The organism is Streptomyces doebereineriae (assembly GCF_031845645.1).
In the GTDB taxonomy this organism is placed as follows: Bacteria; Actinomycetota; Actinomycetes; order Streptomycetales; family Streptomycetaceae; genus Streptomyces; species Streptomyces canus.
Window position 1 is genome coordinate 496,281 of the sequence record NZ_JAVREZ010000001.1, and the last position, 13,328, is coordinate 509,608.

Annotated in this window: 11 protein-coding genes; 5 read left to right on the plus strand and 6 right to left on the minus strand. The window is 71.7% G+C overall.

All coding sequences use genetic code 11. The features are described from left to right. The first annotated feature begins 46 nt into the window (after positions 1 to 46). From RNB18_RS02375 to RNB18_RS02390, 4 genes are read left to right on the plus strand one after another with little or no spacing between them, the layout of a single operon-like run. Positions 47 to 1,195 (plus strand): VOC family protein, encoded by a 1,149-nt coding sequence (locus tag RNB18_RS02375; protein WP_311712437.1) that lies wholly within the window; start codon positions 47 to 49, stop codon positions 1,193 to 1,195. 28 nt (positions 1,196 to 1,223) lie between these two features. Continuing rightward, the gene (locus RNB18_RS02380) at positions 1,224 to 2,174 is read left to right on the plus strand and encodes a fumarylacetoacetate hydrolase family protein (RefSeq protein WP_311712438.1); all 951 of its coding nucleotides are present in this window, start codon (positions 1,224 to 1,226) and stop codon (positions 2,172 to 2,174) included. A 7-nt stretch (positions 2,175 to 2,181) separates the two neighbouring features. Beyond that, a complete protein-coding gene (gene mhpA / locus RNB18_RS02385) occupies positions 2,182 to 3,765 on the plus strand; it encodes a bifunctional 3-(3-hydroxy-phenyl)propionate/3-hydroxycinnamic acid hydroxylase MhpA (RefSeq protein WP_311712439.1) in 1,584 nt (527 codons plus the stop codon). Further along, positions 3,762 to 5,732, plus strand: coding sequence for an acetoacetate--CoA ligase (locus RNB18_RS02390; RefSeq protein WP_311712440.1), 1,971 nt, complete (start codon positions 3,762 to 3,764; stop codon positions 5,730 to 5,732). The genes mhpA and RNB18_RS02390 overlap by 4 nt, the downstream gene beginning before the upstream one ends. A gap of 64 nt (positions 5,733 to 5,796) precedes the next feature. On the opposite strand, the gene RNB18_RS02395 is transcribed toward RNB18_RS02390, so the two are convergent. The 5 genes from RNB18_RS02395 to RNB18_RS02415 form a co-directional block, all read right to left on the minus strand. Further along, a complete protein-coding gene (locus RNB18_RS02395) occupies positions 5,797 to 6,474 on the minus strand; it encodes an SDR family NAD(P)-dependent oxidoreductase (RefSeq protein ID WP_311712441.1) in 678 nt (225 codons plus the stop codon). A gap of 162 nt (positions 6,475 to 6,636) precedes the next feature. Further along, the gene (locus tag RNB18_RS02400) at positions 6,637 to 7,668 is read right to left on the minus strand and encodes a 2-hydroxyacid dehydrogenase (RefSeq protein ID WP_311712442.1); all 1,032 of its coding nucleotides are present in this window, start codon (positions 7,666 to 7,668) and stop codon (positions 6,637 to 6,639) included. A 57-nt stretch (positions 7,669 to 7,725) separates the two neighbouring features. Continuing rightward, complete coding sequence (locus RNB18_RS02405; protein WP_311712443.1) at positions 7,726 to 8,781, minus strand: L-idonate 5-dehydrogenase; 1,056 nt, start codon at positions 8,779 to 8,781, stop codon at positions 7,726 to 7,728. Positions 8,782 to 8,878: 97 nt separating this feature from the next. After that, positions 8,879 to 9,652 carry an SDR family oxidoreductase gene (locus RNB18_RS02410; protein ID WP_311712444.1) on the minus strand — a complete coding sequence of 258 codons (774 nt, stop codon included), beginning with the start codon at positions 9,650 to 9,652 and terminating at the stop codon, positions 8,879 to 8,881. Next, positions 9,649 to 10,533: an NAD(P)-dependent oxidoreductase gene (locus RNB18_RS02415; protein ID WP_311712445.1), complete on the minus strand. Its 885-nt coding sequence runs from the start codon at positions 10,531 to 10,533 to the stop codon at positions 9,649 to 9,651. Before RNB18_RS02415 ends, RNB18_RS02410 begins: the two co-directional genes overlap by 4 nt. 178 nt (positions 10,534 to 10,711) lie before the next feature. Here RNB18_RS02415 and RNB18_RS02420 point away from each other — a divergent pair, with 178 nt between their 5' ends. Further along, the gene (locus RNB18_RS02420; RefSeq protein WP_311712446.1) at positions 10,712 to 12,193 is read left to right on the plus strand and encodes a gluconokinase; all 1,482 of its coding nucleotides are present in this window, start codon (positions 10,712 to 10,714) and stop codon (positions 12,191 to 12,193) included. A gap of 236 nt (positions 12,194 to 12,429) precedes the next feature. On the opposite strand, the gene gnd is transcribed toward RNB18_RS02420, so the two are convergent. Continuing rightward, positions 12,430 to 13,326, minus strand: coding sequence for a phosphogluconate dehydrogenase (NAD(+)-dependent, decarboxylating) (gene gnd, locus RNB18_RS02425; RefSeq protein ID WP_311712447.1), 897 nt, complete (start codon positions 13,324 to 13,326; stop codon positions 12,430 to 12,432). Positions 13,327 to 13,328: the final 2 nt, after the last annotated feature.

Consider the following 13,328-nt stretch of genomic DNA (forward strand, 5'->3'; position numbering starts at 1 on the left):
CAATCTTGATGATTTCATCATTACGGCGATGTTGCTGGAGGGCACCATGTCTGAAATCCGCGTCCACGGTCCTGATGGCAGGACGGCCCACCAGGATCTGCACAGCGAACGGGGAGCCCTGCGCGGCGAACACCCCGGCCGCTCCCGCAATCCCGTGATCAAGGTGGCCGACCTGGCCTGGCTGGAGTTCGAGAAGCCCGACCTGGAACGGGCCGAGGTCTTCGCCCGGGACTTCGGCTTCGGCGTCGCCGCGCGCACCGAGAGCGAGCTGTGGCTGCGCGGCACCTTCGCCGGCACACCGTGCGTGGTGATCCGGCGCGGGCGGGGTTCGTCCCGGTTCATCGGCCCGGCTTTCCGTGCGGCGGAGCGGGCCGATCTGGACCGCCTGGCGCGGGCCACCGGCGCCGACGTGCGCGACGTGGGCGTGCCCGGCGGTGGCAAGGCCGTCGATCTGCTCGACCCCTCGGCCTTCCCGGTGCGGGTGGTGCACTGCGGCGAGCCGCTTGCGGCGCTGCCCGAGCAGCAGCCGCTGCTGCTCAACTCCGGTACCGAGCACCGCCGTACGAACGCCGCGCAGCGCCCGCCGCGCGAGCCGTCCCGCATCCAGCGGCTGGGGCATGTGGTGCTGGAGACAAGGGTGTTCGCCCAGGCGCTGTCCTGGTATCTGGACACCCTCGGGATGATCGTCTCCGACTTCCTGTTCCTCGACGGACAGCGGGACCGCGGCCCCACCATGGCGTTCGTCCGCTGCGACCTCGGCAGCGTGCCCGCCGACCACCACACACTGGCGATGCACCTGGGGCCGGGGACCGGTTATGTCCACTCCGCCTACCAGGTCACCGACCTGGACTCGATGGCCGCCGGCGGCGCATACCTGAAGGAGCGCGGCTACCGGCGAAGCTGGGGCATCGGCCGGCACACCCAGGGCAGCCAGCTGTTCGACTACTGGCGCGATCCCGACCACTTCATGCTGGAGCACTTCGCCGACGGCGACCTGTTCTCGTGTCACGTCGAACCCGGATGGGCGCCCATGTCGACGAGCGGGCTGGCCCAGTGGGGGCCGCCCGCCACGCGTGACTTCCTCGGCGCGAGCCCCTCCCCGCAGCGGATCCGCGAGGTCATCCAGGCCCTGCGCGGTGACAACGAGATGGACCCGGCGCGCCTGCTCGGTCTGCTCAAGGCCACCAAGTCCTGAACCCCAACCCCCTCACAAAGGCACTGACATGAGCACCAACGTCCTGCGCACCGCCGAAGGATGGTGGGTCGTCCTCGGCGACCGGGCCGTCCCCGTCGACACCAAGGCCGTCACCACCGCCAAGCTGATCGCCGACCGTGACGCCGTACAGGAGGCGGCTCTCTCGGGTGACGCGGGCACGCCCGTCGCCGATCTGGTCGCCCTCTCGCCGGTCACCACCCCCTGCCGGGTGGTCGCCCAGATGGTCAACTACCGCAGCCACGCCCGTGATTCGGGTTTCACCGGGGACATCCCGCCCGCCTTCTTCCGCAAGGCCTCCGGCTCGGTCAGCGGCCCCCGCGACGCCGTCGTCCGCCCCGAGCACGTGAAGTTCCTCGACTACGAGATCGAACTCGGCCTGGTCATGGGCGCACCCCTGCCGGTGGGGACCGTGGTCGAGGAACGGGACCTGCCGTCGTACGTCGCCGGGCTCGTGATCACCAACGACGTCAGCGCCCGCGACCTACAGCTGACCAAGACGCAGTTCTACGAGAGCAAGTCCTACCCGACCTTCACCCCGACCGGGCCCCACCTGGCCCTGCTGGAGCCGGAGGACTTCGCCCATCTCCTCGATCTGCGGCTGAAGTTGAGCGTCAACGGCGACCTGCGTCAGGACCGCACCCTCGCCGACATGATCGTCCGCCCGGCCCAGGCCCTCACCCTGCTGGCCCGCTTCCAGACCCTCGATGCCGGCGACCTGCTGCTGACCGGTACGCCCGGCGGCACGGCCCTCAAGGCCCCGCCCAAGCCCGTCGAGAAGATCGGCGCGCTGCTGCCGCCCGCCGTGAAGTGGAGGGCGTTCTTCAAGTCCCAGGCGAAGAACCCGCACTACCTCCACCCCGGTGACGTGATCACCGCGACGATCGCGACCCCGGACGGCCGGATCGACCTCGGCGAGCAGCGCACTCCCGTCGCCGGCCCGCGACAAGAGCCGAAGTGAGCCGCACATGACCCTCGAAGGCAACGGGGCGCACGTACCCGTGGTGATCATCGGCGCCGGACCGGTGGGCGTGACCGCCGCCCTCCTCCTCGCCCGGCGCGGCGTCCGCAGCGTCGTCCTCGAACGGCACCAGGACGTCTACCCGCTGCCCCGCGCCGTCGCCACCGACGACGAGGTGCGCAGGATCCTCCAGGCCGCGGGTGTGGGGGAGGAGTTCGCCACGATCGCCCGCCCGGTGAAGGGGCTGCGGCTGCTGGACGCCCGACACCGGGTGATGGCCGAGTTCCCGCGCTCTGAGGACGGCTACCACGGCTACCCCCAGACCAGCATGTTCGACCAGCCGGAGCTGGAACGACTGCTGCGTGACGCCCTGGCCCGGCGCCCGGAGTGCGAACTGCGCAGCGGCGCGGAAGTCACCGGCATCGGCCCGGACACCGCCGGCCCCGTGCGCGTGACCTACCGCGACGACGACGGCGAACACCGGCTGTGGGCCGAGGCGGTCCTCGGCTGCGACGGCGCCAACGGCCTCACCCGCGACGCCATCGGCGCCGTATGGGAGGACCTGCGCTTCGAGGAACGCTGGACGGTCGTCGACGTCCGGACGAAAGCCGACGTCCGCTGCTGGGAGGGCGTCGACCAGGTCTGCGACCCGCTCCGCCCGGCGACCTTCATGCGCGTCGGCGAGGACCGCTACCGCTGGGAGTTCCGGCTGCCGGACGGTGAGATGCCGGTGCGCGAGCTGGTCGCCCCATGGCTGCCACCGTCCTACGACGGGGACTTCGAGGTCGTCCGCGAGACGCAGTACACCTTCCGGGCACGGATCGCCGACCGGTGGCTCCGGGGCCGGGTCTTCCTCCTCGGCGACGCCGCCCACCTCACCCCGCCGTTCATCGGACAGGGACTGTGCGCGGGCCTGAAGGACGCCTACAACCTCACCTGGAAGCTCGCCCGCGTCCTCGGACAGGGCGGCGACGAGCGGCTGCTGGACACCTACGAGAGCGAACGCAAGCCGCACGCCCGGCATATGATCCGGCTCGCGGTCGCCATGGGCTGGGCCATGACCGGCGGACAGGACGGTGCCGCCGTGCTGCGCCGCAGACTTCTGGCCGCGGCCTGCCGCATACCCGCACTGACCGCGGCGGCCGGCCGCGACCTCAGCCCGTCCCTGACCGCCGGGCCCCTCGTCCGACGCGGCATCCGCCGAGGTCTGGTGGGCACCCACTGCCCACAACCGTGGATCACCGCCGACGGACGGCGAACCCGCCTCGACGAGGTGCTCGGCGATTCCTTCGCCGTGCTGACCGCCGCCGAACCCTGGTCCTCGCTCGACACCGTCGCCCACGCGCTCGGCGGCCGGGCGATCTCCGTGACCGACCTGGGCGACGACGGCACGCTCGCCGCCTGGCTGCACTCCGGCCGGGCGGACGCCGTAGTGCTGCGCCCCGATCGCGTCGTCATGGACGTCGTCCCCGCCGGCGGGCGCGACTTCACCGACACCGCCGCCTGGGCGGTCCTCCTGCACACGACGCGCAGCCTTCTCCCACCCCGACGGACCGCCGACGACCACCTTCTGAGGAGCGCCACACGATGACCCTGCCCTTCATGACGCCCGATCCGCAGGCCATCGCGGACAGCAACATCACGGACTTCGCCCGCCACGCCGGGATGGCCGGCCGCGACTACGTGGCCCTGCACCACTGGTCGGTCACCGATCTGGAGGGCTTCTGGGGCGCAGTGTGGGAGTACTTCGACATCGACGCGGACACGCAGTACGAGCGCGTGCTGGCCGAGGAGACCATGCCGGGCGCCCGCTGGTTCCCCGGCGCCACCCTCAACTACGCCCACCACGCCCTGCGGAACCTCGCCGACGACGCCGTGGCGATCATCGCCCTCGACGAGACCGGCTCCTGCTACGAGGTGACCGGGCGCCACCTGCGCGACCAGGTCGCTTCCGTCGCCGCCACCCTGCGCGAGCTGGGCGTCGGCGAGGGCGACCGGGTCGTGGGCTACCTGCCCAACACCCCGCACGCGATCGTGGCCTTCCTCGCCGCCGCGAGCCTGGGCGCGGTGTGGTCCGGGTGCGGGCAGGACTACGCCCCCAAGGCGGCCGCGGACCGCTTCGCCCAGCTCGAACCCACCGTCCTGATCGCAGCCGACGGCTATCTCTTCAACGGCACCGGCCACGATCGCCGCGACGCCACCCTCGAACTCGCCGGCGCGCTGCCGACCTTGAAGGCAACCCTGCTGGTGAACCATGTGGGCCTGCCCTGGCCGTCACGGGCGCACCTGTCGTTGGTGGTGCCGTGGGAGGACGCGGCCACCCGCACCGAGGAACTGGCCTGTACACCGGTGCCGTTCGATCACCCCCTGTGGGTGGTGTTCTCCTCCGGCACGACCGGCCTGCCGAAGGGCATCGTGCACGGCCACGGCGGCGTCCTGCTGGAGCACCTCAAGACCCTCGGTCTGCACTCCGACCTGGGCCCCGGCGACCGCCTGCTGTGGTACACCACCACCCACTGGATGATGTGGAACCTCGTCGCCTCCACCCTCCTGACGGGTGCCACGACCTGCACGTACGACGGCAGTCCCGCACCCCTCGCCCAACCCGACACCCTGTGGAGGCTGGCCGAGCGCCACCGGGTGACCGTCTTCGGCACCAGCCCCCAGTACCTGCTGGGCATGGCCAAGTTCGGCATCGACCCCTCGGTGTACGACCTGTCCTCGATCCGCGTGGTCGGCTGCACCGGCTCCGCCCTGCCCGCCTCCGCCTATCCCTGGGTCCGCGACCACGTCGGCGACCGCGTGCTGCTCGCGTCGATCAGCGGAGGGACGGACGTGGTGTCCGGCTTCGCGGGCAGCGCCCCCAACACCCCGGTCTGGGCGGGGGAGTTGTCCGCACCCCACCTCGGCGTGGCCTTGGCCGCGTACGACGCCGAGGGCTTGCCGGTGGTGGACCAGGTCGGCGAGCTGGTCGTCACCCGCCCGATGCCGTCGATGCCGCTGTACTTCTGGAACGACCCGGAAGGCACCCGCTACCGCGACGCCTACTTCTCCTCCTACCCCGGCGTGTGGCGGCACGGCGACTGGATCACCGTCACGGACCACGGCTCGGTGATCGTCCACGGCCGCTCCGACAGCACGCTGAACCGCAACGGCGTCCGGTTGGGCAGCGCCGACATCCACGACGTCGTCGAACGCCTCCCCGAGATCACCGAGGCGCTGGTCATCGGCGCGGAGCAACCCGACGGCGGCTACTGGATGCCGCTGTTTGTGGTCCTCGCGGCCGGAGCGACCCTTGATGACGCCCTCCGCGACAAGATCCGCGACGCCATCCGCACCGGCACCTCACCGCGTCACGTGCCCGACGAGATCCTCGAAGTGCCGGGAGTACCGCACACCCGCACCGGCAAGAAGCTCGAAGTCCCGGTCAAGCGCCTGCTCCAGGGCGCCCCGGCCGAGCAGGTCGTCAACCCGGCGGTCGTGGACGCCCCCGGCCTGATCGAGCACTACGCGCGCCTGGGCGCCGAACGCCGTAGCCGGAAGAGCGCCGAGTTGTGAGATCGGCCCAGATCACCGTCGCTTTGAGGAGGGAGCGGATGCCTTCTCCCTGGCCGACGCGGCCTCAGCCCCTGTAGACGATCTCGGCCTGGTCGCGCTTGGCGGTGTGCAGCTCCCAGTAGACGGAGGAGACGGCCTCGGGCGCGGCCGCCTTCAGCTTCGGGTCGATCGAGCTGCCGCCGAGCGCCACGTCGATGGCGACGTGGGCGGCCTGGATGCCGGTGCCGTCCAGCTCCTTGTGCAGGTTGACCACCCAGTTGCGCAGCGCCGCCGCGGCGGCGTTGACGTTGCCGACCATCGGTAGCGGGTCGAGGGAGCCGGCGCCGGTGGTGTAGAGCAGGGTGCCCGTGCCGGCCTCGCGCATCGCGGGCAGCACCGCCTTGGTGGCGGCCATGGCCCCGTACAGCTGCACCTCGATCTCACGCTGGATGTGGGAGGGGTCGCTCTCGGCAGGAGTGGCCAGCACGGTGGATTCCATGGCGAGCGGGGAGTACTCCAGGACGTCGATGCCGCCGAACCTGGCGGCGGCGTCCTTGAGCGCCTGGGCGAGCGCGCCATGGTCGAGTACGTCCGCGGGGAACGCGGCGGCGGTGATGCCCTCGGCGGTGAGCGTGGCGACGAGGCCGTCGAGCTTGGCGCGGTTGCGGGAGATGAGGGCGACGTCGAACCCTTGGGAGCCGAAGGTGCGGGCGATGGCCATGCCCATCTGGGGGCCGGCTCCGATGATGGCGATGCTGGTCACAGCGATCCTTTCGAAAGGCGCGGTAGGGAAGCGGCAAGAATCGGATAGGCCTATCCGATTTGGAACCGGATAGGCCTATCCGGCTCGCTGAAGCCAGGCTAGCACCAAAAATGGATAGGTCAATCCGATTGCTGGGACCGGTCGGCCGACATGAAGTCGGCGTCACGAGTCCGTGAGGTCCACCGCGGTGACGCGCCTGCCGGGCAGGTCCGGGGTGCCCGGGACCGGGTTGGGGGCCGAGTGCCCGTGCAGGACTGCCATGACATTGCGGGCAGCCAGGTCCACCATGGCGGCGCGGGTCGTCTCGGTCGCCGACCCGACGTGTGGCAGCACCACCAGATGCGGCTCATGGAACAGCGGGTCAGAAGGGTCTGTCCGCGGCTCGCCCGTCATCACGTCCAGTCCCGCCGAGTGCAGCTGTCCTCGGCGCAGAGCCACCAGCAGGGCCTCTTCGTCCACCACCCCACCGCGTCCGGTATTGACGAGGGTCGCGGTCGGCCTCATCAGGGCGAGTTCGGCGGTGCCGATCATGCCCTTGGTCTCTTCCGTCAGCGGAGTGTGTACGGACACCACGTCGCTGGTCCGCAGCAGTTCGCCGAACGGTACCCAGCGGGACAGTTCGTCGTCCTCCTTGCGCCGCGGGTGGTGGTGCTGCACGCGCATGCCGAAGCCGGCGGCCCTGCGGGCGACGGCACGGGCGATCTGACCGTATCCGATCAGTCCGAGGGTGGCCCCGTGCACGTCGAGCCCGAGGAACGCGTCCATGCGGAAGGCGCCCCATGCACCGCGGCGCAGCGCGTCAGTGGCGGCGGGCAGGCGACGTCGGGCCATGAGGATGAGTGCCATCGCGACGTCGGCGGTGGTGTCGGCGAGTACCTCAGGGGTGTGGGTGACGACGACGCCTCGTGCCACGGCAGCTGCGACGTCGACGCCGTCGTAGCCCATTGACGCGAGAGCGACGACCCGCAGGCCGGGCCCTGCCGCGTCGAGCAGCGCTGCGTCGACGTGGTCGGAGCCGAGCACGAGCAGGCCCTCGCAGCCCCGGACCAGCCCGGCCAGCTCGGCGGGCGTCGGCGGTGCGGTTCCCGCCCAGGCGGTGACGTCACAGCGGGCGGTGAGGCGCTCGACGCCCTCTCCTGGAAGGCCGCTGCGGCTGACCGCTACGCGGGGGCGGCGGGAGGGTGTGCCGGACATGGTGAACTCCGTTCCGGGTGGCGGGCTCAGGAGCGCGGGGGAGAGGGCGATACGGCGTCAGGCCGATGTCTGCTCGCCGAAGTCGAGCAGCACCTTGCACGAGCGGGCGGGGTCGGCCGCGAGCTCGAACGCCTCCTGGGTCTGGGCCACCGGGACCACGGAGGTGACCACCGGCTCGACGGGCAGGCGGCCGTCGGACAGCGCGTGCAGGACTTCGGTGAGCTCGTTGTCGAAACGGAAGGAGCCGACGAGGCGCAGCTCCCGGGTGATCAGGGCGTTGGCCGCCACCGGAGTGTCCCCGGGCGGCAGCAGGCCGAGGCCCACCACGAGGCCTCCCCGGTCGACCCCGTACACGCAGGTGCGCAGGCCCGCGGGACTGCCCGAGGACTCGATGGCGATGTCCGCGGCGAGTTCCTCCAGGCGGTCGGCTCCGGCGCCGACTCGTACGGCCGAGGTGGCCCCCACCTGCTTGGCCACGGCCAGCGGCGCTTCGTGCATGTCGGTCACGGTGATCTCGGCCGCGCCCGCGGCCCGCAGCGAGGCGACCACCAGACAGCCGATGGGGCCCGCGCCGGTGACCAGCACCCGCTTCCCCCGTACGTCGCCGGCCTGCCGTACGGCGTGCCACGCGACCGCGGCGGGCTCGGCCACCGCGGCCAGCCGCAGATCGAGGCCCTCCGGCAGCGCGAGCACCCGTCCCGCGGGGACGACGAGGACGTCGGCGAAGCCGCCCTGTACATGGGGGTTCCTGGCGGCGCTGCCCAGATAGCCGGTGTCCAGGCAGGTGTTGCGTCGACCCGCGTGGCACTGCCGGCACTGTCCGCAGGATGCCAGCGGGTGTACGGCCACCGGTGTCCCCGGCGGCGGCGCCTGGACGCCGGGACCCGCCTCGCGTACCCGGCCCACGATCTCGTGGCCGAGCACCAGCGGTTCGCGGAGCCGGAACTCCCCGACGGCTCCGTGGCGCCAGTAGTGCAGGTCGGAGCCGCAGATGCCGCCGTACTGGACGTCGACCGCCACCTCGCCCGGGCCGGGCACCGGCACCGGGCGCTCCTCCAGGCGGAGGTCTCCTGCGCCATGCGCCACCACGGCTCGCATCGTCGCTGAGTCCATGTTCTCGTCCCGCTCTCTGCCGAACACTTCGGCTGCTTCGGTTGGTTGCGTGTCTGCGTGCGGTGGTCGGCAGTGTGGGTCGTGGATCGCAGTGGGTTCAGACGACCGCTGTCAGTCCGCCGTCGACGGCGATCACCTGACCGTTGACGAAGTCCGACGCAGGGGCCGCGAGCCACACCAGCGTGCCGACCAGATCCTCGACCGTGGCCCAGCGGCCGGCCGGGGTACGGCCTCGGATCCATGAGTCGAAGGCCGGGTCGTCCACCAGGGGCCGGGTCAGCTCGGTGACCACGTAGCCGGGGGCGAGTGCGTTGACGGTCAGTCCGGATCCGGCCCACTCCGCGCACATGCTGCGCGTCAGCATCGCCAGGCCTCCCTTGGAGGCCGCGTAAGCAGCGATGCCCGGCCGGGCGAGCCACGTCTGGACGGAACAGATGTTGACGATCTTTCCGTGGCCGCGCTCGACCATGGCGGCGGCCACCGTGCGGCCGACCAGGAAGGCGCTCGTGAGGTTGGTGTGCAGCAGCCGTTCGAAGTTCGCCGCCGAGACCTCCAGCAGCGGCTCGCGGTGCTGCACGCCGGTGTTGTTGACGAGGATGTCCAGCGGGCCCAGGTCGTCCTCGATCTCCTGGACCGCGCGTCGTACGGCCGTCTCGTCGGTGACGTCGAAGGCCGCCGTGTGTACCTTGGCCCCCGTCTTCTCGGCCAGTTCCTGCCGCGCGCGCTCCAGCGCCCCTGCGTCGCGGCCGTTCAGGACGAGTTCGGCGCCGGCCTCGGCCAGTCCTGCGGCGAGGGCGGCTCCGATGCCTTTGCTGGAGCCGGTCACCAGGGCGCGGCGGCCGGTGAGGTCGAACAGCGCGGGAGCCTTCACGGCCGTACCTCCAGGGGAGCGTAGTAGTGCATGAGCGCGGCGTTGTCGGCGTCGCCGTGGCCGGCGGCGGCGAGCCAGCGGTGCAGTTCGGCGACGGCGGTGGTGATGGGCATGGGCACGCCTGCGGAGCGTGCGTGGTCGCGGGCGGCGTCGAGATCCTTGACCATGTTGCTGATCCGTCCGGTGGGGGAGAGGTCGGCCTCGGCGAACTTTACGAAGAACTCCTGCAGGAGCGCCGAGTCGGCTCTGCCCCCGGTGAGCGCGGTGAGCACCTGCCGGGACGGAAGGCCGGCCGCCCGCACCAGGGCGGCTGCCTCGGCGAGTGCGGCGAATCCGCAGCCGACCAGCACCTGGTTGACGGCCTTGACCAGCTGACCGGCACCGGCGGGCCCGAGATGCGTCAGCCGGGAGGCCAGCGACCCCAGGACGGGGAGTGCGCGTTCGACGTGCTCCGCTTCGCCGCCGAGCATCAGCGTCAGCTCGCCGCGCTCGACGGCCGGTGCGCCGCCCGACAGCGGGGCGTCGACCCAGCCGGCGCCCAGTTTCGCGGCACGTTCGGCGAACTCACGCGTGCGGCCGGGGTCGATGCTCGACATGTCGATCACCAGCACACCGTCCGGAGCCTCACCCAGGATCCCGCCCGGTCCGAAGACCGCCTGTTCCACGATCCGTGCGGTGTTGAGGGAGAGGATCACCACTCCCGAGGGGGAAAGCCGGGCCGGTGACTGAGCCGTGGCGGCCCCGTCCCGGGCGAGCTCGGCGACGGCCTCCGGCCTGATGTCGTAGACGCGCACCGCGCGCTCGCAGTCGAGCAGCCGTCGCGCGATGGCGGAGCCCATGACTCCGAGCCCGGCCACGCCGACCTCTGTATCTCCTGACACCAGACCTCCTGAACGAAATGCTGTGCGTAAAACAACATATTGGCCACTAGGGCACGAGAAGGCAATGCATCTCGCTGTGATCTGGGTAAAGCCACACCCTCGCGTACAGCATCTTGGAAACAGATCCACATGCTGTTAACGTCCCCACGTCTACTGAGCCGCCGAAACGGAGACCGCCATGAACGAGGTCGGCGAGGTGGTGCTCGGCATCGACCTGGGCACCACCTCCACCAAGGTGGTCGCGGTGAACGCCGCATACCGCCCGGTGTCGACCGTCGAACGCCCGGCCCCCTTGCGCACCGGACGGGACGGCGAAGCCGTCCACGATCCCGCGACCGTGCTCGCCGGGGCCGCCGACGCGGTACGCGAGAGCGTGGAGCAGTGCGCGCGACGGGGACTCACCGTGCGGGGACTGTCGTTCAGTGCCGCCCTCCACACCCTCCTCGCCCTCGACTCCTCCGGCGAACCGCTCACCCCCGCCCTGAGCTGGGCCGACACCCGTGCGGCCGACACCGCCCGGCGGCTGCGTGCCGAGCGCGGGGCAGCACTCCACCGTGCGACGGGCACCCCCGTGCACCCCATGGCGCCGATGGCCAAGCTCGCCTTCTTCGCCGAACATGAGCCAGAGCTGTTCGCGCGCACGGCCGCCTGGTGCGGCATGAAGGACTACGTCCTGTCCCGGTTCACCGGCCGACTCGTCACCGACCTCTCGTGCGCCTCGGCGACCGGGCTGCTGGACATCCACACCGCCGACTGGCACCGGCCGGCGCTCGAGGCGGCCGGGGTGGTCGGCGAACGGCTCCCCGAACTCGTGTCGCCCACCGCCGCCTTCCCGCTGCTGCCCGGCCCTGCCGCCGCACTCGGCCTGCCCGCCGGGCTGCCGGTGGTCGCCGGTGCCGGAGACGGACCGCTCGCCAACCTCGCGGTCGGTGCCACCGCCCCCGCCACGGCCGCGCTGTCTCTTGGCACCAGCGGCGCACTCCGTGTCGTCCGCGACCGGCCGGGCGTGGACGACAGGTGCCGCGTCTTCTGCTATCACCTCGCCGACGGGCTGTGGGTGCTCGGCGGAGCGGTCAGCAACGCCGGAGTCGTCGCCCAGTGGGCCGCCGATTCCTTCGGCGGCGTCGACGTGGCCGACCTGCTGAAGGAGGCCGCCGAGGTCGAACCTGGTTCCGAGGGCCTGACCGCGTTGCCCCACCTCCTCGGCGAACGCGCCCCCTGGTGGGATCCCGACGCCCGCGGCGCCCTCGTCGGACTGCGGCGCGGCCACGGCAGGGCGCACATGACCCGGGCGATGATCGAGGGTGTCGGACAGCAACTGGCGCTGGTACGGGACTCGGTGGTCGCGGCCGGGGCACCGATCGCCTCGGTGCGGGCCACCGGCGGGGCACTGCGGTCGTCGCTGTGGGCGGAGATCGTCGCGGCGGCGCTCGACATGCCGTTGGAGATCACCGACGACACGGCCGGCTCCGGGTTCGGCGCGGCACTTCTTGGCTGGCGCGCACTCGGCGCCGTGCCTCACCTCTCCGCCCTGCCCGCCGAGGTCTGGGCCCGTCCGCACCGCACCGTCCGCCCCGACCCGGTCGCCGTGCGGAGGATGGCGCGGTCCAGGCCACGGCTGGAGCGGTGCTACGAGTTGCTGCGCGACCTCTCCGCCTAGGGCGGTTGTCGAAAGCAGCGCCGTCCGCCCGAAGGGCAGACCCGACGACGCGGCGAGCGGGCGTGCCGGACACCGCCCCGCAGACGGCACTCTCGAAACACGCCCTGGCACCGCGGCCCGGGAGCGGCCGGGGAGCCCGCGCCGCTCGACGCGTGACGGGTGCGGTGACCGCGGCCCCCGCACCCTGTCGCAGCTGTCCATGAAGAACGCCGGTCCGGCGGTGATCCGGGTTCGGGTCAGGCCGAGTCGGCGGAAACGGTGGACGCCGCGTGGACGGCGTGTCCGCCGAACTGCTGACGCATCGCGGCGAGCGCCTTCAGCTGGGCGGCGTCCGGCTTGCGGGAGGCGAAGCGGGCGAAGAGCGCGGCGGTCATGGCGGGGGCGGACACCGACAGGCGTACCGCCTCCTCGACCGTCCAGCGGCCCTCGCCGGAATCGTCGACCCGGCCGGAGAGACCGGCCAGGTCCGAGTCCTGTTCCAGGGCACGGACCAGGAGGTCGAGCAGCCAGGACCGGACGACGGTGCCGTGCCGCCAGGAGGCGAGCACCTTGGGCACGTCGGGGACGTACTCGCTGGCCTCCAGCAGTTCGTAGCCCTCGGCAAGGGCCTGCATCATGCCGTACTCGATGCCGTTGTGAACCATCTTGGCGTAGTGTCCTGCGCCCACCGGGCCGGCGTGGCAGATGCCGTCCTGCGCCGGGGCGAGGGACTCCAGCAGCGGCCAGACGCGCCGGACGTGCTCGTCGGCGCCGCCGCACATCACGCCGTAGCCGTTCTCCCGGCCCCAGACGCCGCCGCTGACGCCGCAGTCGACGTATCCGACGCCGTGTTCGGCGAGCATCCGCGCGTGCTCGGTGTCGTCGGTGAAGCGCGAGTTGCCGCCCTCGACCACCACATCGCCCGCGGACAGCAGGCCGGCAAGGTGCCGGAGCGCCTCGCGCGTGGGGTCACCGGCCGGGAGCATCAGCCAGACCACGCGGGGGGCGGCGAGCTTGCCGACCAGTTCCTCCAGGGAGTTGACGTCACGGTCCGGCGAGGTGCGGCTGTAGCCGATCACCTCGTGGCCGCGGTCGCGCCAGCGGGCCGCCATGTTGCCGCCCATGCGTCCGAGGCCGACGATTCCTATCTGCATTG

What these genes read in the sequence shown, in the direction of transcription:
- gnd (WP_311712447.1), bottom strand. Translation starts at nt 13,326, where the DNA reads ATGCAGATAGGAATCGTCGGCCTCGGACGCATGGGCGGCAACATGGCG.
- RNB18_RS02405 (WP_311712443.1), bottom strand. Translation starts at nt 8,781, where the DNA reads ATGGACTCAGCGACGATGCGAGCCGTGGTGGCGCATGGCGCAGGAGAC.
- RNB18_RS02420 (WP_311712446.1), top strand. Translation starts at nt 10,712, where the DNA reads ATGAACGAGGTCGGCGAGGTGGTGCTCGGCATCGACCTGGGCACCACC.
- RNB18_RS02400 (WP_311712442.1), bottom strand. Translation starts at nt 7,668, where the DNA reads ATGTCCGGCACACCCTCCCGCCGCCCCCGCGTAGCGGTCAGCCGCAGC.
- RNB18_RS02380 (WP_311712438.1), top strand. Translation starts at nt 1,224, where the DNA reads ATGAGCACCAACGTCCTGCGCACCGCCGAAGGATGGTGGGTCGTCCTC.
- RNB18_RS02375 (WP_311712437.1), top strand. Translation starts at nt 47, where the DNA reads ATGTCTGAAATCCGCGTCCACGGTCCTGATGGCAGGACGGCCCACCAG.
- RNB18_RS02390 (WP_311712440.1), top strand. Translation starts at nt 3,762, where the DNA reads ATGACCCTGCCCTTCATGACGCCCGATCCGCAGGCCATCGCGGACAGC.
- mhpA (WP_311712439.1), top strand. Translation starts at nt 2,182, where the DNA reads ATGACCCTCGAAGGCAACGGGGCGCACGTACCCGTGGTGATCATCGGC.